Source organism: Pseudorhodobacter ferrugineus DSM 5888, assembly GCF_000420745.1.
Lineage (GTDB): Bacteria > Pseudomonadota > Alphaproteobacteria > Rhodobacterales > Rhodobacteraceae > Pseudorhodobacter > Pseudorhodobacter ferrugineus.
The window spans coordinates 1-21,785 of sequence record NZ_ATVN01000026.1; the positions used below are offsets into that span (position 1 = coordinate 1).

21 protein-coding genes, 1 other RNA gene and 4 pseudogenes are annotated in these 21,785 nt (G+C 59.4%); 12 read left to right on the forward strand and 14 right to left on the reverse strand.

All coding sequences use genetic code 11. The features are described 5' to 3' along the window. The first annotated feature begins 95 nt into the window (after positions 1 to 95). Both G560_RS0117025 and G560_RS21680 read left to right on the forward strand, forming a co-directional pair. The gene (locus tag G560_RS0117025) at positions 96 to 1,148 is read left to right on the forward strand and encodes a hypothetical protein (RefSeq protein WP_022705499.1); all 1,053 of its coding nucleotides are present in this window, start codon (positions 96 to 98) and stop codon (positions 1,146 to 1,148) included. A gap of 130 nt (positions 1,149 to 1,278) precedes the next feature. Beyond that, complete coding sequence (locus G560_RS21680) at positions 1,279 to 1,410, forward strand: hypothetical protein (RefSeq protein WP_280513726.1); 132 nt, start codon at positions 1,279 to 1,281, stop codon at positions 1,408 to 1,410. Here the strand turns inward: G560_RS21680 and G560_RS20830 are convergent. The 3 pseudogenes from G560_RS20830 to G560_RS0117040 form a co-directional block, all read right to left on the reverse strand. Continuing rightward, a pseudogene (locus G560_RS20830) lies at positions 1,360 to 1,826 on the reverse strand (hypothetical protein); the annotation flags it as partial. The gene G560_RS21680 and the pseudogene G560_RS20830 overlap by 51 nt on opposite strands. Next, positions 1,823 to 2,103: pseudogene (locus tag G560_RS20075) on the reverse strand (integrase core domain-containing protein); the annotation flags it as partial. The pseudogenes G560_RS20830 and G560_RS20075, both read right to left, overlap by 4 nt. A gap of 55 nt (positions 2,104 to 2,158) precedes the next feature. Continuing rightward, positions 2,159 to 2,469, reverse strand: a pseudogene (locus G560_RS0117040) (transposase); the annotation flags it as partial. 111 nt (positions 2,470 to 2,580) lie between these two features. Here G560_RS0117040 and G560_RS0117045 point away from each other — a divergent pair. The 3 genes from G560_RS0117045 (at position 2,581) to G560_RS0117060 (ending at position 5,426) form a co-directional block, all read left to right on the forward strand. Beyond that, on the forward strand, positions 2,581 to 3,705 hold the full coding sequence (locus G560_RS0117045; protein ID WP_028914224.1) for a DSD1 family PLP-dependent enzyme: 1,125 nt from the start codon (positions 2,581 to 2,583) through the stop codon (positions 3,703 to 3,705). A 9-nt stretch (positions 3,706 to 3,714) separates the two neighbouring features. Beyond that, the gene (locus G560_RS0117050) at positions 3,715 to 3,951 is read left to right on the forward strand and encodes a hypothetical protein (RefSeq protein ID WP_022705502.1); all 237 of its coding nucleotides are present in this window, start codon (positions 3,715 to 3,717) and stop codon (positions 3,949 to 3,951) included. A 689-nt stretch (positions 3,952 to 4,640) separates the two neighbouring features. Beyond that, positions 4,641 to 5,426: a lytic murein transglycosylase gene (locus G560_RS0117060; RefSeq protein ID WP_155947378.1), complete on the forward strand. Its 786-nt coding sequence runs from the start codon at positions 4,641 to 4,643 to the stop codon at positions 5,424 to 5,426. 15 nt (positions 5,427 to 5,441) lie between these two features. Here G560_RS0117060 and G560_RS0117065 read toward each other — a convergent pair whose 3' ends face one another. The 4 genes from G560_RS0117065 to hutI all read right to left on the reverse strand — a co-directional run bounded on the left by G560_RS0117065 (position 5,442) and on the right by hutI (position 10,551). Beyond that, positions 5,442 to 6,098, reverse strand: coding sequence for a flavin reductase family protein (locus tag G560_RS0117065; protein WP_022705505.1), 657 nt, complete (start codon positions 6,096 to 6,098; stop codon positions 5,442 to 5,444). Positions 6,099 to 6,198: 100 nt separating this feature from the next. Next, positions 6,199 to 7,878, reverse strand: a complete 1,680-nt coding sequence (gene hutU, locus G560_RS0117070) for a urocanate hydratase (RefSeq protein WP_022705506.1) — start codon at positions 7,876 to 7,878, stop codon at positions 6,199 to 6,201. A 10-nt stretch (positions 7,879 to 7,888) separates the two neighbouring features. Then, positions 7,889 to 9,406, reverse strand: a complete 1,518-nt coding sequence (gene hutH / locus G560_RS0117075) for a histidine ammonia-lyase (RefSeq protein WP_022705507.1) — start codon at positions 9,404 to 9,406, stop codon at positions 7,889 to 7,891. Further along, complete coding sequence (gene hutI / locus G560_RS0117080; RefSeq protein WP_197082897.1) at positions 9,397 to 10,551, reverse strand: imidazolonepropionase; 1,155 nt, start codon at positions 10,549 to 10,551, stop codon at positions 9,397 to 9,399. The genes hutH and hutI overlap by 10 nt, the downstream gene beginning before the upstream one ends. Positions 10,552 to 10,686: 135 nt before the next feature. Here hutI and G560_RS0117085 point away from each other — a divergent pair, with 135 nt between their 5' ends. Together G560_RS0117085 and G560_RS0117090 are read left to right on the forward strand one after the other, a co-directional pair. After that, positions 10,687 to 12,045 (forward strand): formimidoylglutamate deiminase, encoded by a 1,359-nt coding sequence (locus G560_RS0117085; protein WP_022705509.1) that lies wholly within the window; start codon positions 10,687 to 10,689, stop codon positions 12,043 to 12,045. Next, complete coding sequence (locus tag G560_RS0117090) at positions 12,042 to 12,734, forward strand: histidine utilization transcriptional repressor HutC (protein WP_022705510.1); 693 nt, start codon at positions 12,042 to 12,044, stop codon at positions 12,732 to 12,734. Before G560_RS0117085 ends, G560_RS0117090 begins: the two co-directional genes overlap by 4 nt. A 28-nt stretch (positions 12,735 to 12,762) precedes the next feature. Here G560_RS0117090 and G560_RS0117095 read toward each other — a convergent pair whose 3' ends face one another. Further along, positions 12,763 to 13,626: a LysR family transcriptional regulator gene (locus tag G560_RS0117095; protein ID WP_028914229.1), complete on the reverse strand. Its 864-nt coding sequence runs from the start codon at positions 13,624 to 13,626 to the stop codon at positions 12,763 to 12,765. 284 nt (positions 13,627 to 13,910) lie between these two features. On the opposite strand from G560_RS0117095, the gene G560_RS0117100 reads away from it, so the two are divergent. Further along, positions 13,911 to 14,690: a Bax inhibitor-1/YccA family protein gene (locus G560_RS0117100; RefSeq protein WP_022705512.1), complete on the forward strand. Its 780-nt coding sequence runs from the start codon at positions 13,911 to 13,913 to the stop codon at positions 14,688 to 14,690. A 142-nt stretch (positions 14,691 to 14,832) separates the two neighbouring features. Here the strand turns inward: G560_RS0117100 and rpmG are convergent, their stop codons facing one another. Beyond that, a complete protein-coding gene (gene rpmG, locus G560_RS0117105) occupies positions 14,833 to 15,000 on the reverse strand; it encodes a 50S ribosomal protein L33 (protein ID WP_022705513.1) in 168 nt (55 codons plus the stop codon). A 178-nt stretch (positions 15,001 to 15,178) separates the two neighbouring features. On the opposite strand from rpmG, the pseudogene G560_RS21800 reads away from it, so the two are divergent. The 4 genes and pseudogenes from G560_RS21800 to G560_RS0117115 all read left to right on the forward strand — a co-directional run. Continuing rightward, positions 15,179 to 15,328 (forward strand): annotated as a pseudogene (locus G560_RS21800) (Hsp70 family protein); the annotation flags it as partial. A 47-nt stretch (positions 15,329 to 15,375) separates the two neighbouring features. Next, entirely contained in the window at positions 15,376 to 15,894 is a 519-nt protein-coding gene (locus tag G560_RS21685) for an Hsp70 family protein (RefSeq protein ID WP_050525260.1), read from the forward strand. Positions 15,895 to 15,904: 10 nt separating this feature from the next. Further along, the gene (locus G560_RS21690) at positions 15,905 to 16,681 is read left to right on the forward strand and encodes an Hsp70 family protein (protein ID WP_155947374.1); all 777 of its coding nucleotides are present in this window, start codon (positions 15,905 to 15,907) and stop codon (positions 16,679 to 16,681) included. Further along, positions 16,671 to 17,663, forward strand: coding sequence for a hypothetical protein (locus tag G560_RS0117115; protein WP_022705514.1), 993 nt, complete (start codon positions 16,671 to 16,673; stop codon positions 17,661 to 17,663). The genes G560_RS21690 and G560_RS0117115 overlap by 11 nt, the downstream gene beginning before the upstream one ends. A 15-nt stretch (positions 17,664 to 17,678) precedes the next feature. Here the strand turns inward: G560_RS0117115 and rnpB are convergent. From rnpB to gatC, 5 genes are all read right to left on the reverse strand, one after another. Further along, positions 17,679 to 18,082: RNase P RNA component class A (gene rnpB, locus G560_RS20460), an RNA gene on the reverse strand. A 12-nt stretch (positions 18,083 to 18,094) separates the two neighbouring features. Then, entirely contained in the window at positions 18,095 to 18,760 is a 666-nt protein-coding gene (locus G560_RS0117120) for an N-acetylmuramoyl-L-alanine amidase (RefSeq protein ID WP_022705515.1), read from the reverse strand. Positions 18,761 to 18,768: 8 nt separating this feature from the next. Next, positions 18,769 to 19,524: a hypothetical protein gene (locus G560_RS0117125; RefSeq protein ID WP_022705516.1), complete on the reverse strand. Its 756-nt coding sequence runs from the start codon at positions 19,522 to 19,524 to the stop codon at positions 18,769 to 18,771. 36 nt (positions 19,525 to 19,560) lie between these two features. Continuing rightward, positions 19,561 to 21,042: an Asp-tRNA(Asn)/Glu-tRNA(Gln) amidotransferase subunit GatA gene (gene gatA / locus G560_RS0117130; RefSeq protein ID WP_022705517.1), complete on the reverse strand. Its 1,482-nt coding sequence runs from the start codon at positions 21,040 to 21,042 to the stop codon at positions 19,561 to 19,563. Further along, positions 21,039 to 21,326, reverse strand: a complete 288-nt coding sequence (gatC, locus tag G560_RS0117135; RefSeq protein ID WP_022705518.1) for an Asp-tRNA(Asn)/Glu-tRNA(Gln) amidotransferase subunit GatC — start codon at positions 21,324 to 21,326, stop codon at positions 21,039 to 21,041. Before gatC ends, gatA begins: the two co-directional genes overlap by 4 nt. Positions 21,327 to 21,785 lie beyond the last annotated feature (459 nt).

A 21,785-nucleotide genomic window follows, 5' to 3' on the forward strand; every position in this document is an offset into this window, starting at 1 on the left:
AGCATTGACGCCATCATGACATAGAGAACATAACTAATGGGTGGGTCAAATCGCGGTGACAATGCCGGGTCAGTTCTCAGTGACAATCAACACCCATGGATGCCTCACTGGCCGAAGATGTATTTCTTGATTTGACCGAAGCGCAAGTGATTGCGGAGGTACAGAAGTCAAAGAGAAGTAAGCTCATTGTAGAGGAATATATCTCGGGAACTGAGCTGCGCATAACCGTTGTCGGCGGAAAGGTCGTTGGAGCCTACATTCGGAATCCCCCGAACGTGGTGGGCGACGGCGTTCATACGATCGCAGAGCTGGTAGATCTAAAAAATAAAAAATTCGAGACTTTTATCTATCCGAAACGAATTCATCTTGAACAAGAAGCAGAGGGTCACTTGGCAAAAAGTGGAAAAAAGACCTCTGATATACCCCGCGACGGAGAGAAAGTTACGCTGTGGCATTATCGCAATAATCGCCATGGTGCCGAATTCGAGACGGCAACGCATTTATTGAACGACAGTTTGAAGCAAGTGGTCATCTCGGCATCACAGGCAATCGGCCTGCCTGTCACCGGAATTGATATCGTCATATCAGATGACGAAAATACGCCTGGCTCATTCATCTTGGAAATAAATGAACGCCCGAATTTTTCCCAACATGTGTTCCCGGATTTGGGGGCGTCGGCGGGTATGCTCCCTTTCGATTCGATTATTGACCTCTATTTCCCAAAAAGTACTTTCAACAAATTTAACAACGCGATGTTCGATTACAAGCCTGTGTTGAATACCATGCAATCTGGGGCGATGGACAGTGTCGCACTTCCTGTAATACGAGATGACTTTCAGCATTTTCGGATCAACTTCCGCTCTGAATTGGTGGCAGAGGCTGTAGCATTAAAATTGCGACGCTCGGGGGCATTTATAATAGTCAAACCACAAACGGCGGGCGCCGAATATGTGTTAGATGTCTTATTCTCGCCTAGAAGCTTGATGTTTCTGCAAAGTGATCGCAAAATTATAAAAGAACTTGCGCCCGAGCTAGAGAAAGTCATCTCTTGGCCAAGTCCGGATCTGGTAAAAGCAACATTTACGTCCGAAGCTCGGGGGCAATGGGCAAGGATAGACCCTCTTTCTGAATTGCCCCTGAGTTTTTAGACGCGTTGCTTGGCAAGCTCTGAAACGATGAGGACGAGATGTCCAAAATAAAATGTACAGACGAGTTCAAGCGCGAGGTGGCCGAGCGGTTAGGGGGCGTTGGCCAGCATACGAATGCTGCTGACAAAGGATGAAAGGCCACACCTACACCGACCTGCCGCTGCAAACCCTTTTGGACCTGTCGCGGTTCTGTTCCGGTCAGGTGCTCATGTTAGGCGGCCTTTCGTTCGAATGCCACGGGGCTTTTCCAGCCCAAAGCTGAGTGTCTGCGTTGCGGGTTGTAGAAACTGTTGATGTATTCCGTTCCCCTCTCATGGTTTGCCTGCAAACCATGAGAGGGCAAGAGGGTAACTTCGACCTCTCTGCGGGTCTGCCAGTTTCTGCGCCAGACCATTTCCGCCTTGAGGGATTTGAAAAAGCTCTGGACCGCTGCCCTCGCCATTGGGCTTGAACCAGTGGCGCCTATCGCTCGATCAAAACAGTTGTCCTTTGCGCTCATGGATGCTGTTAGGCCGTGTCTTCCCAGGATATTCTGATAGTCGTGCGAACAGTATTGGCTGCCGCTATCCGTATGGTGCCCTCTCGGCAGATTACTCCGTAATCGCCTGCCGGGTAACAAATGCAGCCTTTGGGCGGCCTGCGCAGCGCAATGGCCATAGTCAGGGCACGGATCGCTAGGTGTTCAGTCCCAGCATCTGGTGGATCGGATTTAGGATGAATCGATCTGGCTCTGAAGTCCAGATCTTGCAGATGTATTCGTAGGGTGTGAGCCCACCGAGGGTCTTGAGGCTGCTAGCGAAGTTGTAGGCTGCCATGAAGTCCGCGAGATGGGTGCGTCGTTGGTTGTGGTCGTCGTAGTGGAAACGCTTGACCGTCGCGTCTTTGATTGTGCGGTTCATGCGCTCTACCTGACCATGGTCCACGGATGGTTTGGCTTGGTAAGGCGATGTTCGATAAACACGCCTGTCAGGCAACGGGCAGCGGATGTTTACATCCGCGAGAGGGGGGATTCCCTGGCGAAGTATGCGGTCGCCTTTTTTAGGATGTCCCGTTCCTCCGTGAACCTAACGAGATCGCGCTTCAGACGGCGGATCTCATCGGCTTGGGCATCGACCTCTTTGATCACCTTCGCGGGCCGCGAAAACAGCTTTTGCCAACTGTAGATCGACTTGGTGCTGCTTCTCGGCGATTGCATTCGCAATGCGCCTGTCAGCCAACGGACACCCAATCGCTCGGCCACATCGCGCACCGGATAGCCCCGATCCTCGACTTGGGCCACCGCATCGCGCTTGAACTCATCTGTGAATTTAGCTCCGGACATCGCGTCCTCCTTGCTTCCAAAATTACCAAGCAAGGCGTTTACAAATCTAGGGGCTATTCAGACTGTGAAATTGATGCATGGTCCATGCACCGCAAAGAGAAGGAGCCCACCATGCCCGCCGAAGCGACCCGTTTTGACAGACTTTCAACCCCCGCGCTGCTGCTCGATGACGCGAAAATGATGCGCAACATCGAACGGCTGGCGGCGCGTGCGCAAAAGCTTGGCGTGACGCTGAGGCCGCATCTGAAAACCGCAAAGTCGGTCGAGGTTGCGCGGCGTCTGAACAAAGGTATGGCAGGTGCGATCACCGTATCCACCTTAGCCGAGGCCGAGGCGTTCCATGCCGCTGGCTTTCTCGACATCCTGTATGCCGTGGGCATTGCCCCGCAAAAACTGGCGCGCGTGCAAGCGTTGCGTGCAAAGGGCTGTGACCTGGTTGTTATCCTAGACAACGTCGAACAGGCACAAGCTGTTGCACAAGCGGGGGTGCCTGCCATGATCGAGATTGACTGTGACGGCCATCGCGGCGGGCGACAGCCAGATGAGGCGGCACTGATCGATATAGGCCGCATCCTGCATGCACAGGGCTGCTTGCGCGGCGTCATGACCCATGCCGGCGAAAGCTATACCGTGCGGGGTAAGGCGGCCCATGCCGCATTTGCCGAGCAAGAGCGCAGCGCAACCGTTCGCGCGGCAGATGCCTTGCGAGGTGCAGGTTTGCCCTGCCCCATTGTGAGCGTTGGGTCGACACCGACGGCCCATAGCGCCCGCGATTTGTCTGGCGTGACCGAGTTGCGCGCCGGGGTCTACATGTTCTTTGACCTGGTGATGGCTGGCATCGATGTTTGCCGACTAGAGGATATTGCGCTCACGGTGCTGACATCGGTTATCGGGCACCAGAAGGACAAGGGCTGGATCATGATCGATGCTGGCTGGATGGCAATGTCGCGTGACAGGGGTACTGCGACACAAGATGTAGATCATGGTTACGGTTTGGTGTGTGACGCGGATGGGCGGATCCTGCCCGATCTGATCATCAGCGGGGCCAATCAAGAACACGGTATCCTTTCGCTGCGCCCTGGCGCAAAAGGCGCATTGCCAGATTTGCCTGTTGGAACGCTGTTGCGTATTTTGCCCAACCACGCCTGTGCGACAGCCGCCCAGTATGACCGCTACACTGTGCTTTCGCCCGATGGCGGCCCGTTGCAGACCTGGCAGCGTTTTGGCGGCTGGTAAGCGGCCAGAATGAGTAATGAAGCCAGCCTTTTTGATGCCATGCGCAGCGCCATCATCACGGCCATGGGGACGGATGCCCTCAGCTTTGCGGCGGTCCTTGCCCATTGCGGCGACACACAAAACCATTTCACCATCACATCGGCAGCGGAGGCCGGTCCGGCCGGATTCAAACTCGGTGCTTTTTTCCCAAAAGTGATGCCGCGCCATGCCTTGGCAAGTCTGCTGATGGATCAATTCTCTGACTGAATCGGCGCAGTGGTCGAAGGGCCGAACCTGAACGGTTTTCGCACCGCTACGGCCGATGCCGTTGCCACGGGCCCCTTGCATGACGAAATGCGAACGCTCTGACGGTTTTTGGCATTGGCACCCGGTCGCATTCGTGGGGTCAGGCAATCGCCCGTATTTGCGCCTTGTCGCGCGTGCTGGTGGGGGGATCCCGTCGCGCGCCGCGGGGTTTGGAAAATGCTGCAACGGGCAAAATCTATTCGCTGATAGTGTCGCCCGGTCTTTGCCGCCAAGGTATGGGTCGGCATAAATGCACGATCCGACTGCGCACAGTTCAGGCCAAACAGTTCAAAACGCAAGCTTCCGTTGCCCGCCACAGGCTTGCCAGCCGCACCACTATTTGGTCAGCGAAAGGTTGAAATCGGTGGAACAATCGAGCCAAAAAAACATGCAATTCCACACGGGGCCCAGCCTCCCGGCCTTTAGACAAGCAATTGATTCGATCAAAGGTTTCAGCCCCCTTTGCGAGGCTGCTTTCTGGAGTCTTGACCGCACTATTTGATAATTATGTGTAGATGTCGGCCTGCCGTTTTGGATTCTTTCCAAGACGTGACCCGCACATCCGAAACTTGCCCTTGAACAGCGGCGGGTTCATCGTAAACTTGCGCAACGAGTGATTTGGGAGTGTGAAGATGTCGGTTATAAGACAAATGGTGATGGCGCTGGCTTTGGCGACAGCAAGCGGGGGGACGGCGCTGGCTGCGACCTGTTCCAATTCGGGTGGCGGGTATGAGACCTGGAAATCCGAGATTGCAGCCGAGGCCGCGGCGCAAGGGGTTGGGGCCAAGGGCATTCAGGCGTTGATGGCGACCAGCTATTCCAAAGAGACCATTGCGGCAGATCGCAACCAAAAGAGTTTCAAATACACGATCGACAAGTTCATGCAGGTGCGCGGCGCCGATACGATTGTAAAGCAAGGACGCGGACATAAGGCAAAGAATTCTAAACTGTTCAACGCGTTAGAGAGCCAGTACGGCGTGCCTGCGGGGGTGTTGGTGGCCATTCACGGGATGGAAACTGCGTTTGGCAGTTATATGGGCAGCACCAATATCGTGGCGGCGATTTCAACCCTGACCTATGATTGCCGGCGGTCTGCGTTCTTTCGTCCGCATATGATGGCGGCGCTGGTGTTGGTGGATCGCGGGTCGATCACCGCCAATTCAACCGGGGCCAAGCATGGCGAATGGGGACATACCCAGTTCTTGCCAGGCAACGCGCTGAAATACGGGGTTGACGGGGATGGTAATGGCAAGGTTGATTTGAATAACCGCACCGATGCGCTGGCCTCGACCGCGAATTATCTGCGCAAAAAGGGGTGGAAACCGGGGCAAGGCTATCAAAAGGGCCAGCCGAACTATGCCGTATTGAATGAATGGAACGCGGCGAGCGTGTACCAAGAGGCGATTGCGATTATGGGCGCTCGGATTGACAATTAGAAGTGTAGGCGCGTCTTAACGGACGCGCCCTTCTAGCCCTGCATCGGCGATGCTGTTGTCACCGGGGATGCGCATTTCAAATGTTTCCGTAATGGTGGCATAATCGTAATAGCCCATGCGGGCGAGCGGCTGGATTTGTGCGATATCCAGCTTGCCATCGGGGCGGATGACCTGATCGGCGACATGGATGCGCATAACTTGGCCAAACACCACATCGACGGTGCCCACGGGGCCATTGCCCGGCAGCTGCGTGGTAGAGATATATTTGCATTCAAAATGCGCGGGGCTTTCGGCGACACGCGGGCCCGGCGCGTCGATACAAGCCGCTTTGGTGACGCCCGCATGGATAAATTCATCCTGCCCGTAAGGCAGCGCTTGGGCCGAGAGGTTGACCGCATCGCGCAAGGCGAAGGTTGCCATGTTCCAAACAAACCAACCCGTTTGCTGTGCATTGATCACCGTGTCTTTGCGGCGGCCATCGGGGTAGCCGTTGGCGGCAAACATGACCATCGGCGGGTCAAACGTGAGATTTTGCCATTGGCTGTAGGGGGCAAGATTGGCGCGGCCGTCGCAGCTGATGGTGGACAACCAGCCGATCGGGCGCGGCACGGTGCAGCTTTTGAACGGGCTGAAGGGGAGTGGGCACGGGTCGGTGGCGGGGGCGTAGTGCATGTTTTGGCCTTTTCTTGTGAGACAGGCCGGGGGGCTGTCTGCCCCCCGGACCCCCCGAGGATATTTTTGCCGAAAAGAACGCGGGGGACCGGTGTTGCGGTTATTTCAGGATGCCTGGCAGGTTGAGGTTGTGGTCACGGGCGCAATCGAGCGCGACATCATAGCCCGCATCGGCGTGGCGCATGACACCTGTGGCGGGGTCGTTCCACAGCACATTGTGCAGGCGGCGGGCGGCATCATCTGTCCCATCGGCGACGATAACCATGCCGGAATGTTGGGAAAAGCCCATCCCAACGCCGCCGCCGTGGTGGAGCGACACCCAAGTCGCACCCGACGCGGTGTTGAGAAGCGCGTTGAGGAGCGGCCAGTCGGAAACAGCGTCGGAGCCATCCTTCATCGCCTCGGTTTCACGGTTGGGGCTGGCGACCGAGCCTGAATCCAGATGGTCGCGGCCGATGACGATGGGCGCTTTAAGTTCGCCTGAAGCGACCATCTCATTGAACATCAGCCCCGCTTTGTGGCGGTCGCCAAGGCCGATCCAGCAGATGCGGGCAGGCAGGCCTTGGAACGCAATACGGTCGCGGGCCATATCCAGCCAGTTGTGCAGGTGGTGATTATCGGGGAAGAGTTTTTTCATCGCCGCGTCGGTTTTATAGATATCTTCGGGGTCGCCGGACAGGGCCACCCAGCGGAACGGGCCGATACCTTTGCAAAACAGCGGGCGGATATAGGCAGGCACAAACCCCGGGAAAGCGAAGGCGTTTTCCAAGCCTTCATCGAGCGCGACCTGGCGAATGTTATTGCCGTAATCCAGCGTGGGCACACCTGCGTTCCAAAAGTCGACCATCGCGGCGACATGGGTTTTCATAGAGGCGCGGGCGGCTTTTTCCACCGCTTTGGGGTCGGTTTCGCGCATTGCCTTTGCCTTTGCCACCGTCCAGCCTTGTGGGAGATAGCCGTTGAGCGGGTCATGGGCCGAGGTTTGGTCAGTCACAATATCAGGGCGTGCGGTGCCTGCCTGCATGCGTTTGACCAGTTCGGGGAAGATGTCGGCGGCGTTGCCCAGAAGGCCCACGGATTTCGCCTCGCCCGCCGCAGTCCAATCTGCGATCATCGCCAAGGCTTCATCCAGATTCTTAGCTTTGGCATCTACGTATCTGGTACGAATACGAAAATCGATACGGGTTTCATCGGACTCTACTGCCAGACAGCAGGCACCGGCCATAACGGCGGCCAGCGGTTGCGCGCCACCCATGCCGCCCAAGCCAGCCGTCAAAATCCATTTGCCGCGCAGATTGCCGCCGTAGTGCTGGCGGCCTGCCTCGGCAAACGTCTCATACGTGCCTTGCACGATGCCTTGGGTGCCGATGTAGATCCACGAGCCAGCGGTCATTTGGCCGTACATCGCAAGGCCGCGTTTATCGAGTTCATTGAAATGGTCCCAGGTCGCCCAATGCGGCACGAGGTTGGAATTGGCGATCAGCACGCGCGGGGCATCTTTATGGGTTTGGAAAACGCCCACGGGTTTGCCCGATTGCACCAGCAAGGTTTGATCGTCGTTCAAATCGCGCAGCGACGCACAGATTTGGTCGAAATCCTCCCACGTGCGGGCGGCGCGGCCGATGCCGCCGTAAACCACCAATTCATGCGGGTTTTCGGCGACATCGGGGTGCAGGTTGTTCATCAACATGCGCAAAGGGGCCTCGGTCAGCCAGCTTTTGGCGGTAATCTCGGTTCCGGTGGCGGGATAGATATCGCGGGTGTTGTGGCGGGTGTTCATGGCGTTTCCTTTACAGCGAGAAATCGGTGAGGCCGGCAGCGGCAGTTAGTGCGCCAGAGCGGATGAGGGCGGTTGCGGCCTCTATATCAGGGGCGAGATAGCGGTCATCGGTGAGCGCGGGCGACACGGCGCGGAGGGTTTTGACCGCCGCCTGAAGGGGCCCAGAGGTTTGCAAAGGCGCGCGGAACCCGATGCCTTGGGCCGCGCACAGCGCCTCGACCCCCAAGATAACCGACAGGTTTTCGTTCATGCGGATCAGGCGGCGGGCCCCGTGGGCGGCCATGGACACGTGATCCTCTTGGTTGGCCGATGTCGGCGTGCTGTCGGTGGAACAGGGGTTGGCGAGGTGTTTGTTCTCACTCATCAAGGCCGCTGTTGTCACCTCGGCGATCATAAAGCCCGAGTTGAGGCCGGGTGCAGGTGTCAGGAAAGGCGGCAGGTCATGGCTAAGGGTCGGGTCCACCATCAGCGCCACGCGGCGTTGGGCGATAGCCCCGATTTCGGCCAAGGCCAATGCGATGATATCTGCTGCAAAAGCAACGGGTTCGGCGTGGAAGTTACCACCGGAAATGATGCCTGCACTGACCACCAAAGGGTTATCTGTGACGGCGTTCGCCTCGGTTTCCAAGGTCGTCGCGGCAAAGCGGAGCAGGTCCACGGCGGCCCCCACCACTTGCGGCACGCAGCGGATGCAATAGGGATCCTGGACGCGGGTATCACCTTCGACATGGCTGTCACGGATGACCGAGCCTGCCATGATGGCGCGCAGGGCGGTGGCCACGTCGATCTGGCCACGGTGGCCGCGCAGGGTGTGGATTTCGGGTTGCAAGGGGGCGGTGGAGCCCATGATTGCATCGGTCGACATGGCGGCGGTGATCAGCGACCCTTGCGCATTGCGCCAACCGTCGAACAGGCCCACCAGAGCAAGGGCCGTGGAAAACTGGGTGCCGTTGATCAGGCCCAGCCCTTCCTTTGGGCCAAGGACAAGCGGCTTTAATCCCGCCGCATTCAGCGCGTCCATGCTGGGCATGCGGGTGCCATTATAGGTGGCTTCGCCCGCGCCGATCATGGTGGCGGTCATATGGGCCAAGGGGGCCAGATCGCCGGACGCGCCCACCGACCCTTGGGCCGGCACAACGGGGGTGACGCCGTGTTCCAACAGCGCCTCGATTTGCGCAATCACGTTCCAGCGCACGCCAGACGCACCGCGCCCCAAAGACAGCAGTTTCAGCGCCATCATCAGGCGGGTGGTGGGCGCATCCAGCGCCTCGCCCACGCCGCAGCAATGCGACAGGATCAGGTTGCGTTGCAAGGTGGCGGTGTCTTTGGCGGCGATTTTCACCGAGGCCAGTTTGCCAAAACCGGTGTTGACGCCGTAGACCGCATCGGTGCCAGCGGCGGCGGCGGCGACCTTTGCGCAGGCGCGGTCCACCCCAGCCCGCGCGTTGGGGTTCAACGTGGCGGCGGCCCCGCTGCGCCAGAGGGATTCGAGCTGTTCCAGCGTTGTTGTACCCGGTGTCAGTTGCATAGCATGCCCCCAAAGATCCGCCGATGTAGCGGGTTAAAGCCAAAGCGATAGGCAAGCTCGGCCGATGTTTCGACGTTCCAAATGGCAAGGTCCGCGCGCATGCCCGCGGCGATTGTGCCGGTATCTGTAAGGCCCAGCGCGCGGGCGGCATGGCGTGTGACGCCGTTCAACGCTTCCTCTGGCGTTAGGCGGAACAGGGTGCAGCCCATGTTCATCGCCAGCAAAAGCGAGTTGAGCGGCGAGGAGCCTGGGTTGCAATCGGTGGCAAGCGCCATCGGCACGCCATGCGCGCGAAAGGCGGCCACGGGCGGCATTTGCGTTTCACGGATGGCATAATATGCCCCCGGCAGTAGAACGGCCACGGTGCCACTGGTCGCCAGCAGCTTGGCATCGGCATCGGTCGCGTATTCGACATGGTCCACCGACAGCGCGCCGTATTGGGCCGCAAGGGCCGTGCCACCCATGTGCGACAGTTGTTCGGCATGCAGTTTGACCGGCAAACCCAGTTCGCGAGCCACATCAAAGACGCGCCCTATCTGATTGGTATCAAAGGCAATACCTTCACAGAACCCATCCACAGCATCGACCAGACCTTCGGCATGGGCGGCGCGCAAGGCGGGGATGCAAACATCGTCAATATAGGCATCGGCGCGCCCCTTGTACTCGGGCGGAACCGCATGGGCGGCAAGGAATGTGGTGCAAATACGCACGGGGCGCAGCTGCCCCAAGGCGCGGGCGGCGCGCAACATCCGCAGTTCGGTTTCCATATCCAGCCCGTAACCGGATTTGATTTCAACACAAGACACGCCTTCGCCAATCAGCGCATCCAGCCGCGGCAAGGCCTGCGCTATCAGATCACCCAGCGATGCCGCGCGGGTGGCCGTGACGGTAGACACGATGCCGCCCCCTGCGCGCGCGACCTCTTCATAGCTTGCGCCTTGCAAGCGCAGCTCGAATTCTCGGGCGCGGTGGCCGCCGTGGATGATATGGGTGTGGCAATCGATAAGGGCGGGTGTCAGCAAGCGGCCTTGCAGATCATGCTGCGGCCACGCGGTAAAGGCTGCGGGCAGATCGGCCTGCGGGCCCACCCAGACCACGCCGCCCCCTTGCACAGCCACAGCCCCTTGCGCAATGACGCCTTGCATTGTGCCCGCCACAGCGCCGCCCGATATCACCAACCCCGCCCCGATTTCCATCTTGATTCCTTTTGCGTTTGGATTATTATGTACATACATATTAAATCTGTCAACGTGGGCAGAGGCAGAAAAAGGGGTCAGCAAATGACGGTACTTTGGGCAGAGCAGGCGTTGCTGGCAAATGGCTGGGCGCAGGATGTGGCGATCACGTTGCACGGCGACCGGATTGCCAGCATCACACCCGACGCCCCGCCCCAAGGCCAGCGGGTCGGCATCTTGCTGCCCGCGCCGACCAACCTGCATTCCCATGCGTTCCAACGCGCGATGGCAGGGCTGACCGAACGGCGCGGCCCCGACCCGCGCGACAGTTTCTGGACATGGCGGCAATTAATGTACCGCTTTCTGGACCGGCTGACCCCTGATGATGTGCAGGCCATTGCAGCCTTTGTGCAAATGGAAATGGCGCAAGCGGGCTATGCCGCGGTGGCCGAATTTCACTATCTGCATCATGCGGCAGATGGCCTGCCCCATGCCAATCTGGCCGAAATGGCGGAACGGGTTGCGGCGGCCGCGGATCAGACGGGGTTGGGGCTGACGCTGCTGCCGGTGCTGTATGAATTTGGCGGCTGTGACGGGCGGCCTTTGGGTGCAGGCCAAAACCGCTTTGGCAATACGCCCGACAGGTTTGCCCGTTTGATGGACGGGGCGGCGGCGGCCTTGCGGGGGCTGCCCGCCGATACCGTGCTGGGCGTCGCGCCGCATTCCTTGCGCGCGGTATCTGTGGACAGCTTGGCCTTTATGGCCCAACTGCGCCCCGATGCGCCAATCCACATGCATCTGGCCGAACAAATGGCCGAGGTTGACGAGGTTCTGGCCCATCGCGGCGCGCGGCCCGTGGAATGGTTGCTCGATAATGCGCAAGTTGATGCCCGCTGGTGCCTGATCCATTGCACACAGATGTTGCCGCATGAAACCAAAGGTTTGGCAATGTCCGGCGCGGTGGCAGGCCTGTGCCCGATCACTGAATCCTCGCTGGGTGACGGGATTTTCGATGGGGTGGCCTATACCGCCCAGGGCGGACGTTGGGGCATAGGGTCTGACAGCAATATCCGTATTTCACTGGCCGAGGAGCTGCGCACGCTCGACTATTCCCAGCGCCTGCGGGATCGGTCGCGCGCAGCACTGGCCACAGCCGATAAATCGACAGGGCGCGTGCTGTTGGAAGGGGCGACACAAGGCGGCGCGCAAGCGGCGGGGCGTGATGCGGGGATGATTGCGGTGGGCAAACTGGCCGATCTGGTCGCCTTGAACAGCGCAGGCCCCGATATGGCGGGGCATCGCGGCGATACCGCGCTGGATGCGTATATCTTTGCAGGCGACGACAGGATGGTCAGCGATCTGTGGTCGGCGGGGCGGCATTTGGTGACTGGCGGGCGGCATTTTGCGGCTGATGCGATTACGGCGGCCTATCTGGCCACCATCACCAAACTGCGCGCCCAATGACGGCCATCACGTGGCAATCGGTACAGGCCGAGGCGCTGCGCCGCATCCGCACTCGCGAATGGCCGCCCGGCGGGCAAATCCCGCATGAAGCAGACCTTGCCGAAGAGTTGGGCTGTGCGCGGGCCACCGTAAACCGCGCCTTGCGGGATTTGGCCGAATCAGGCCTGCTGGAACGCCGCCGCAAGGCGGGTACGCGTGTGCCGCTGAACCCCGTGCGCAAGGCGACGCTGGAAATTCCGATCATCCGGCTGGACGTTGAGGCGCGGGGGCAGGCCTATGGCTACCGCCTGCTGGCGCGCGAAACGACCCTGCCCCCGCCGGACGTCTGCGCCACGTTAAAGCTGCAAGCCAAAACACCCCTCATCCGCATCCTTGCGCTGCATCTGGCTGATAACACGCCCTTTTGCCTTGAGGATCGCTGGATCAATCCGCTGGCCGTGCCAGAAATTGTAAGTGCAGACCTGACCACGATCAGCGCGAATGAATGGCTGGTGCAGAACGCCGCCTTTTCACGCGGGGATTTCGCCTTTGGCGCAACCCTTGCCACCGACACCACCGCCCTACGTCTGAGCTGCCCGCAAGGGGCTCCCCTGTTCACCGTCGACCGCACAACATGGGCCGCCGCCTTGCCCATCACTGCCGTGCGCCTGTCCTACGCCCCCGGCTACCAGATGCGCGCGGAAATCTGACCCCGCCATTTCATCTTTGCACAAATACTCATTGCCTAGCCACCGCCCCATAGCCCGCCTGTAAGGCAGACCGCAAGGCATCGGCCAAATCACCCTTGGCCTGCCCGCTGTCATAAAGACAAATGTAGGAATGCCCCAAATCGGGCAACCCCGCCTGCGCACCTATAGCCACACAGCCTGCCGCCACTTGCCCCTCAATCCGCACCGACACGCCAAGCCCTGCGGCGACCGTCGCCTCGACCACGGTTTCGCTGTCACCGTCAAAGGCGTTTTCCCACGGAATACCCGCCGCATCCAAGGCCGCATGCGCGACGGGGCGGAAAAAGCAGGTTTCTTTGAACGCCAACCGCAAGGGCCGGTCGCGGGCCGCGCGCAGATCGGGCGACCCGATCCAAACCAGCGGGCGTTTGGACAGCACCTCTACCCCTTCGGGCGCGGGAAATTCCGTGGTCAGGATCATGTCAAATTCGCCCGCGGCATAGCCCTCTTTCAAGGTCCGGCTGTAAGATGACACCAGATTGATCCGCATTTTCGGATAGCCAATCGACAGATCGCGCAGAATGGTCGGGATTTGCGGGGCGACAATATCGTAAGGCACGCCTAGCCGCAGTTCAGCGTCAAAGGTTTCGGGCGCCAGCCGCATCAGCACCTCGTCATTCAACAGCATGATGCGGCGCGCGTAGGATATCAGCTTTTCGCCTTCGGGCGATGGCACCATCTTGCGCGCGGCACGGATGAACAGCTGCACGCCCAACGCCTCCTCAAGCCGCCGTATTTGCATGGAAACGGCCGATTGGGTCAGGTTCAAAATACCTGCCGCGCGGGTCACGCCGCCGCTATCGGCCACCGCCAGAACGGCGCGCAGTGCAGATGTATCAAGGTTTCGCGACATATAAGCATCCGTGAGGTAAAGGCACAACACCATTCCAAACCATGATGCCTGTGGCGCCCCGCAGGATCAAGGCCCGCACGCGCGCGGCATTCGTTCTTTTTGCCCGAACGCGGCCTTAGACCGTTGCAACCCAAAGGAATTGTACCCAATCGAAAAATCTTATGCCGGAAAATCGGATTTACTGACCAAAACACTTGATATTGCGGCCCCCTCCCCCAATATTCCATGGTAGTCGGGTTCGAACGATAAAAACCCACCCGACAAGAGTTTTAACGGAGGCTTTAATGGCTGAGTATCAAACCATCAATTCGGTCGGCGCAGGCACCCGTAGCGCGCAGATCGACGCGGGGCTTCGCGCCCATATGAATAAGGTCTATGGCCTGATGTCGGTTGGCATGTTGCTGACGGGCGCTGCGGCTTGGGCAATTTCGGGGCTTGCGACCACTGTTGATCCGGCGCTGGCCACAGTCCAGCTGGGCAATGGCACAATGCTGACTAGCCTTGGCCAGACGCTGTATATGTCGCCGCTGAAGTGGGTGGTGATGTTTGCGCCATTGGTTATGGTCTTTGCGTTCAGCGCCGCGATCAACCGTCTGTCCTATAGCGGCGCGCAGCTGTTCTTTTACGGCTATGCCGCGCTGATGGGTCTGTCGATTTCGTCGATCTTCCTTGTCTATACCGGCGCGTCGATTGCACAGACCTTCCTGATCACCTCGATCGCCTTTGCGGGTCTGTCGCTCTATGGCTACACCACCAAAAAAGATCTGTCGGGCATGGGCACCTTCCTGATGATGGGTCTGATTGGCCTGTTCGTCGCGATGATTGTGAACCTGTTCCTCGCCTCATCGGCGCTGGCCTTTGCGATTTCGACCATCGGTGTGCTGATCTTTGCGGGTCTTACCGCCTATGACACACAGTCAATCAAGAACGAATATATCCAGCACGCACAGCATGCCGATCAGGCATGGTTGGGCAAGTCGGCGATCATGGGTGCGCTGCGCCTGTACCTCGACTTCATCAACATGTTCATGTTCCTGCTGTCGTTCCTGGGCAACCGCGAATAAGCCACCCAGGTTTTTTAAACGTCAAAGGCCGAGGTAATGCCTCGGCCTTTTTCTTTTGGTCAGCACTTGCTACCGGCTCTGCATGCATAAAAAAAAGCCGCCCCCTAAGGTGCGGCCTATTTGTCTTAGGGTCTGGCAGATCTTACTTGATCTTGCCTTCCTTATACTCAACATGCTCGCGCTTAACCGGATCGTACTTACGTACAACCATCTTTTCGGTCATCGTGCGGGCGTTCTTTTTGGTCACATAAAAGTGCCCAGTGCCCGCAGTCGAGTTCAGGCGGATTTTGATTGTCGCCGGCTTCGCCATAGTATTTCTCCTGCGTGCGAGGGAAAACGTATTTTCCCCGCGAAATTCTCTTGAACCGCGCTTATGCCCATGTCAGCCGCCCGAGTCAACTTGATATTCCCAAATTTGTCTGAACTTTTCGCAGAAACCGCCATGGCGGCAGTTGGCCCCTTAACGGTCTGTTACAGGATGGTAATTCGTGCATTTCGGTATTGATTTAGGGACCACAAATTCACTTATCGCGGTGTTTAGGGACGGTGCGCCGAAACTGATTCCCAATACGCTTGGGTCGGTGCTGACCCCGTCAGTCGTCGCCATCAAAGACGGCCGGCTGGTTGTGGGCGATACGGCGCGCGATGGGCACGGAACGGCGGTACAAGCTGGGGCGCGAAGACTTTGGCGGGGCGGATTGCGGCGCGAAATGTCACCCGCCGTATCAATGAACCCACCACCGCCGCCGCCCTTGCCTACGGGCTGCATGACCGCGAGGCGGACGGGTCCATTCTGGTGTTCGACTTGGGCGGCGGCACCTTTGACGTGTCGATTCTGGACCTGTTCGACGGGGTGATGGAGGTCAAGGCCAGCGCCGGTGATGCCTTCCTTGGCGGTGAGGATTTTACCGACACTCTGGCGCGCTATATCGCCACGCAATCGGGGTTGGATGTGAATGACGCAGCCCTGCGCCCCGGTCTTTTGACGCTGGCCGAACGCGCCAAGCGCGGCTTGTCGCAGGATATGCAGGTGGTGCTCGAGGCCGATTTGCAAGGGCATAAGGTGGCGCTGACCATCACCCGCGACAGGTTTGACGACCTGACAGGGCAGTTGATGACCCGCCTGTCGGCGCCATTGGACCGCGCCTTGAATGACGCCAAGATGACGCCGGAAAAGACTGGCAAAGTGGTGCTGGTTGGGTGAGGCCACGCGCATGGCCGCCGTGCGCGCCTTCGCCAGACGCAAGCTGCGCCAGTTTCCGATGATGGGGTTGGACCCTGATCATGTGGTCGCTTTGGGTGCGGCTGTGCAGGCGGCATTGGTGGCCGAAGATGCAGCGCTGGATGATGTGGTGATGACCGATGTATCGGCCTTTACCCTTGGGGTCGAAACCGCGCATCAGGTTGGGCAGCATTTTCGCCCAGGGTATTTCGCACCGCTGATTGAACGCAATTCCATTATCCCGACGTCGCGCGAACAAAACTTTGCCGTGGTGACTTTGGGCCAAGAGGAACTGCGCTTTGCGATTTATCAAGGCGAGTCGCCGTTGATCATGAACAACCTCTATCTGGGCGAGGTAAAGGTACGGGTGCCGCGCAATATGGCCCGTGCCGAATCTGCCACCGTGCGGTTTACCTATGATGTGTCGGGCTTGCTCGAGGTGGATGTGACCGTCGATAGCACGGGCAAAAAGGCGCATCGGGTGATTGACCAGCTGGCGGGCGAAATGTCGGACAGTGATATCAAGGCCGTGCTGGCCAAGATGTCCAAGGTAAAGGTGCACCCGCGCGATGATGCCGCAAACCTGCATCTGCGCGCGCGGCTTGAGGCAGCCTATGCGATGGCGCGGGCCGACGGGCGGCAATGGGTGACACAAATGCTGGTCGATTTTGACACGGCAATCGACGCGCAGGATAAACAGGCGCTAGAGGCTATGCGCAAACGGATGCATCAAGCGATTGACGACTTCGAGGCCCATCATGTCACCTGAGGGCAAGTGGCCGTGGTCGGTTTTGGGGCTGGACGCCATGCCAAGCGATGCCAAAGACATCCGCCGCGCCTATGCCCGCGCGTTAAAGCAGATTGACCAAGCGACAGATATTGAAGGGTTTTCCAAGCTGCGGGCGACTTATGAAAACGCCATCGCGCTGCGCGAAGGGCGCACGGCGCGCAATGACCACACACGGGCCCGCAAGGCCGAGGCCAAGGTGGTGCAAAAGGCGGCTGACGCACAAGAGACGGAGAGTGCCGCAATTCAGCCCCCCTCCCCCCTGCCCAGCTTTGAACCACCTGCCCCACCGCAGCCCACGCCCGAGGAACTGGCCGCAACCGCCCGCGCGCAAGAGCTGGAAACCTTACTGACCTTCCTTGCCACCGATACGATTGTCATGTCGGGGGGCGCGCGGATCAATCAGGCCTTGGACAATCCACTTTCACGCGACCCTGACCATGCGGATGCAATCCCTTTTGCCATTGTGCAGGTCATCCGCAGCCGGTTTCGCCAAAGCAGCGAAGAGGCCGTCTTGTCGCCCCAGATTGACCGGGACACCATGCTGCGGCTGAATGATACCTATGGCTGGCTGTCCGATTTCGGCGCGTTCCGGCGGGATTTCTGGAACAATACCAACCTGCTGGACGCAATGGCGACCCGCGCCTATGGGTCGATCCGTGTTGCGACCCCGCCGCCGCTGCCGCCCAAAACAAAGGCCGGTCGCGCATGGCTTTGGGCCAAGACCCATGCGACCCTGCTGACCGTTTGCTATATCGGGGTGATCGTTGCAGCCAGTGCTGTCGCCGATGATGGCCCCGCTGGCAGCTTGGTCTTTAACGTCTTGATCTGGGTGATTGTTTTGCCAATCGCACTGGCCGTTCCGGCCACGATCTTCATCGTCTTGAACGGCGCATTTAACCTGCTGCGCGGCGTTTGGGGGCGCAGCCTTTGGCTTCGCTCTCGGTTTGGACCAAAGAAATAGGGGCAAAGCCATATATTGCGCGGATGGCCTGTAAGCCGGATTTTGTTCCAGACGTTTCCGTCCTTCGATGACCATTCCTCTGGGCCCGCCATTGCTGACGCGCTCTAGCTGCCAACCCGGACCTCTGGGCTGAGGCATCCCTGCATGTGCCCGAAAGCGCCTGCACGAGGTCCCTATTCGGCATTGCTCCGGGTGGGGCTTGCCATGCCAGCCGTGTTGCCACGCCTGCGGTGGGCCTTACCCCACCGTTTCACCATTCCCCTGACATGCAGGGGTGTCTCTTCTCTGTGGCGCTTTCCCTTGGGTTACCCCAGCCGGGCGTTACCCGGCACCCTTGCCTTATGGAGTCCGGACTTTCCTCGCATCTGGCGGTTTCCCTTACGGGACTACGCCAAACACGCGATCATCCGGCCATCCGCGCGAGGAGTGGCTTACGCCTGCGGCGGCGTTTGGTCAACGGACAAGTTTGCAAACGATTGCGCAAGGGCCGTATCAACCCTGTCCAACGGCCCCCGCGCCATCGGACGAAAGCGCAAGCGAAAGGCCGCAAGCAAGGCGTCATCCGCCACGTCTGCAGGGTATCCCGCGCGCACAGCCGCCGTGCGAAAGCTGTCTGTGCCAGCAGCGTCGGCATCCGGCCAAATCGACAGCCCCGCCCGTGCAAGGCGCTGCCAGTCAAACCGCACGCCAGGGTCAGATTTGCGGCCAGGTGCCATATCGGAATGGCCAAGAATGCTCCTTGCCGGAATATCCCAGCGCGCCATGATCCCCGTAATCAAAGTTTCCAGCGCAGCCATCTGCGGCTCGGGGAACGGTTCAAACCCGTCATTGGCCAATTCAATCCCGATCGATCGAGAGTTCATATCCGCCAACCCGCGCCACGTGCCCGCCCCCGCATGCCACGCGCGGGCTACCTCATCCACCAGCGCATGGACTGTGCCGTCATAATCAATCAGGTAATGCGCAGACACCTCAAACTCTGGATCGCACAGCCTTGCATGGGCCGCATCGCAGCTTTCCATTGCGGTGTAATGGATCACCACAAATTCGGGCAACAAGCCCCCGCGCCGTTCGCCGAAATTCGGTGAAACGGGCATGGGCCGCGTTACTTCAACGCGTTGCGGAACGGGCGCGGATCCCAGCCACAGGCAAAGCCGTCGCCGTCATTGTCCAACCCGTCACGGTCTCTTTGCGGCCCGCCTTTGGACAAAAACACCTCTTGCGCCAAATCGGGCGAGGCGTATTGCGCGCAAGCCGAGGCAGAGTCTTTTTGGAACAACCCACCGCGCTTGTACATCTGGACGCCCGGTGCATGGTTGGTCGACAAGGCAAATTGTACGATGTTTGATCCCGTATCGCCATTGCGCTGGGGCAAGGCGGTGGGGGCAATCACTTCGTATTGCGCGCGCTGGTTGGCTAGGCGCTCGGCATCACTGGCAATAGACTCGCGCGACGAAACCGCGCTGAAATCCTGCTCGTCCGAAATGCGCGCGCCCCCTTGCAGCAATTCGCCGCCCTCTTGTTTGATACCAATCGGGGCATCCCCACGCGGACGATTGGCGGCCAAAGACCCGTTCGCTGCGGGCGAGGTTTGGCCGATGACGCGATCAACAGGGGCGGCTGTTCGGTTTTCGGCGTTATCAAGTGCCGCACCCACGGCCCCTGCTGAAAAGGTGGTCTGGCTTGGGGCCGCATTTGGCACGCCGTTCAACGGTTGGCCCGATGGCGGGGCAAGCCCTGCTTCGCGCTGACGCACATAGTCGGAATAATTGCCAAACCCGACCCCTGCCCCGCTGTCAGGAACAGGTGTGGCGCAGGCGGATAGGGCCAGCAAGGCCACGATCACTGTATAAGGTTGCATAAGCTACTCCGGCAGCATGTACGTTTGCGCTGGCATCTACCACCATTTTGCAGGCTTGGCCACAAAACCAGCCGCTTGCTCCAGCACATAGGCGTGATTTAGCAAGCCTGCCTCATCCCAGGGCTTGCCAATCAGTTGCAGACCCAACGGCAGGCCTTGCGCATTTTGGCCCACAGGCACCGAAATGCCGGGCAGGCCTGCAAGGTTGACGGTCACAGTGAACACGTCATTCAGGTACATCTGGATCGGGTCGGCATTCGCCATTTCGCCCAAGCCAAAGGCGGCGGATGGCGTGGCAGGCGTCAGGATCGCGTCAATGCCCGCCGCAAAAACCTGATCGAAGTCGCGCTTGATCAGCGCCCGCACACGGCGCGCGCGGTTGTAATAGGCGTCATAAAACCCCGCCGACAACACATAGGTGCCCACCATCACGCGACGCTGCACCTCATGGCCAAATCCTTCGGCGCGGGTGCGCTCATACATCTCGGTGATGCCATCGCCGGCCTTCAGATTGGCGCGGTGGCCATAGCGGACGCCATCATAGCGCGCGAGGTTCGAAGACGCCTCGGCGGGTGCGATTACGTAGTAGGCAGGCAGCGCGTATTTCGTGTGCGGCAAGGCGATATCGACGATTTCCGCGCCTGCATCTTTCAGCATCGCAGTGCCATCGGCCCACAGCTTTTCAATCTCGGCTGGCATGCCGTCCATGCGGTACTCTCGCGGGATACCTATCTTTTTGCCCCGAATATCGCCGGTCAACGCCGCCTCAAAATCCGGCACGGCCAGATCAGCGCTGGTACTGTCTTTGAGGTCATGGCCACACATCGCGCCCAGCATGATCGCCGCATCGCGGACCGATTTGGTCATCGGTCCCGCTTGGTCAAGGCTGGAGGCAAAGGCCACCACGCCCCAACGGCTGACACGGCCATAGGTCGGTTTGATCCCGACGATGCCAGTAAAGGCCGCAGGCTGGCGGATCGACCCGCCGGTATCGGTGCCGGTCGCAGCCAGGCACATATCGGCCGCAACAGCCGCCGCCGACCCACCCGAGGAGCCGCCGGGGGTCAAATCGCGACCGTCGACCTTCCACGGGTTGATCGCGTTTCCGTAACAGGATGTTTCATTCGACGAGCCCATCGCGAATTCATCCATGTTCAACTTGCCCAACATCACCGCACCCGCATTGAAAAGCTGGGTGGTGACGGTGGATTCGTATTCAGGCTTGAAGCCCTTCAGGATATTGCTGGCGGCCTGCGAAGGCACGCCCTTGGTGCAAAACAGATCCTTGATTCCCAGCGGAATGCCGCACATATCAGGCGCATCGCCTGCCTTGATACGGGCATCGGCGGCACGGGCCATATCCAGCGCAATGTCGGGGGTTTTGTGGACAAAAGCATTCAACCCGTCACCCGCATCAATCGCGGTCAGGCAGGCCATGGTCAGGTCCACGGCGGTGGTTTCACCGGCCCGCAGGGCATCGCGGGCGGCGGCGATGGTGAGTTCGTTCAAATGTGTCATTCCACCACCTTCGGCACTGCAAAAAACCCTTCGCGGGCATCGGGTGCGTTTTTCAGAATCTGCGCCTGAATATCGCCATCCGTGACCACATCGGCGCGGCGTTTCAGGCGCATCGGGGTGACCGAGGTCATCGGCTCGATGCCCTCCACGTCCACCTCGTTCAACTGCTCCATAAAGCCCAAGATGCCCGAAAGCTCGGTCGCCAGCGCGGGCAAATCCGCCTCTTCGACCCTGATGCGGGCGAGTTTCGCGACCTTGCGCGCGGTATCAATATCGATGGACATTTGGGCCCCTTTTTCAGCGTTTCCCCCGTTTAACGCCGCGAAAGGAGAGGTGCAAGCGGGGCTGGGTGTTTGGCGAGATGTCCGCGCGCGGTCATTTTGGAGTTTTGTTTTGTGCCAAGGGCTTAGCGTTTCGCGTTAACCGCGTGTTAAGGTGCGGACGCGGGCGCGCAAGGGTGGGTCTCCGCCGTATATCAATGGATTTTTAACCATGTTGGAGCAGAATGCGGCGATGTCGCAGTACATCCGCCCCCATATTGCCGGTGCCACCGTGTTTTTCACGGTCGCCGTGGCCGCGCGGGGAACGGATGTTTTGAGCACGCATGTTGAGACTTGCGCGACACCGTCCGCGACACCCACAACGAGCGCCCGTTCGGCGTGGCAGCATGGGTGGTGTGGCCCGACCATATGCATTGCGTGTGGCAATTGCCGGAGGGGGATTGCGATTATTCGACACGGTAG

Bases quoted from the DNA above. Each gene is read 5' to 3' on its own strand.
- rpmG (WP_022705513.1), bottom strand. From the start codon at position 15,000: ATGGCGAAGCCGGCGACAATCAAAATCCGCCTGAACTCGACTGCGGGC.
- G560_RS0117125 (WP_022705516.1), bottom strand. From the start codon at position 19,524: ATGCAACCTTATACAGTGATCGTGGCCTTGCTGGCCCTATCCGCCTGC.
- G560_RS21690 (WP_155947374.1), top strand. From the start codon at position 15,905: ATGGCCGCCGTGCGCGCCTTCGCCAGACGCAAGCTGCGCCAGTTTCCG.
- G560_RS0117120 (WP_022705515.1), bottom strand. From the start codon at position 18,760: ATGCCCGTTTCACCGAATTTCGGCGAACGGCGCGGGGGCTTGTTGCCC.
- G560_RS0117065 (WP_022705505.1), bottom strand. From the start codon at position 6,098: ATGCACTACGCCCCCGCCACCGACCCGTGCCCACTCCCCTTCAGCCCG.
- G560_RS0117090 (WP_022705510.1), top strand. From the start codon at position 12,042: ATGACGGCCATCACGTGGCAATCGGTACAGGCCGAGGCGCTGCGCCGC.
- G560_RS0117060 (WP_155947378.1), top strand. From the start codon at position 4,641: ATGGTGATGGCGCTGGCTTTGGCGACAGCAAGCGGGGGGACGGCGCTG.
- G560_RS0117085 (WP_022705509.1), top strand. From the start codon at position 10,687: ATGACGGTACTTTGGGCAGAGCAGGCGTTGCTGGCAAATGGCTGGGCG.
- G560_RS0117050 (WP_022705502.1), top strand. From the start codon at position 3,715: ATGAGTAATGAAGCCAGCCTTTTTGATGCCATGCGCAGCGCCATCATC.
- G560_RS0117100 (WP_022705512.1), top strand. From the start codon at position 13,911: ATGGCTGAGTATCAAACCATCAATTCGGTCGGCGCAGGCACCCGTAGC.
- G560_RS0117045 (WP_028914224.1), top strand. From the start codon at position 2,581: ATGCCCGCCGAAGCGACCCGTTTTGACAGACTTTCAACCCCCGCGCTG.
- hutI (WP_197082897.1), bottom strand. From the start codon at position 10,551: ATGCAAGGCGTCATTGCGCAAGGGGCTGTGGCTGTGCAAGGGGGCGGC.
- G560_RS21680 (WP_280513726.1), top strand. From the start codon at position 1,279: ATGAAAGGCCACACCTACACCGACCTGCCGCTGCAAACCCTTTTGGAC.
- G560_RS0117025 (WP_022705499.1), top strand. From the start codon at position 96: ATGGATGCCTCACTGGCCGAAGATGTATTTCTTGATTTGACCGAAGCG.
- gatA (WP_022705517.1), bottom strand. From the start codon at position 21,042: ATGACACATTTGAACGAACTCACCATCGCCGCCGCCCGCGATGCCCTG.
- G560_RS0117115 (WP_022705514.1), top strand. From the start codon at position 16,671: ATGTCACCTGAGGGCAAGTGGCCGTGGTCGGTTTTGGGGCTGGACGCC.
- G560_RS0117095 (WP_028914229.1), bottom strand. From the start codon at position 13,626: ATGTCGCGAAACCTTGATACATCTGCACTGCGCGCCGTTCTGGCGGTG.
- gatC (WP_022705518.1), bottom strand. From the start codon at position 21,326: ATGTCCATCGATATTGATACCGCGCGCAAGGTCGCGAAACTCGCCCGC.
- hutU (WP_022705506.1), bottom strand. From the start codon at position 7,878: ATGAACACCCGCCACAACACCCGCGATATCTATCCCGCCACCGGAACC.
- hutH (WP_022705507.1), bottom strand. From the start codon at position 9,406: ATGCAACTGACACCGGGTACAACAACGCTGGAACAGCTCGAATCCCTC.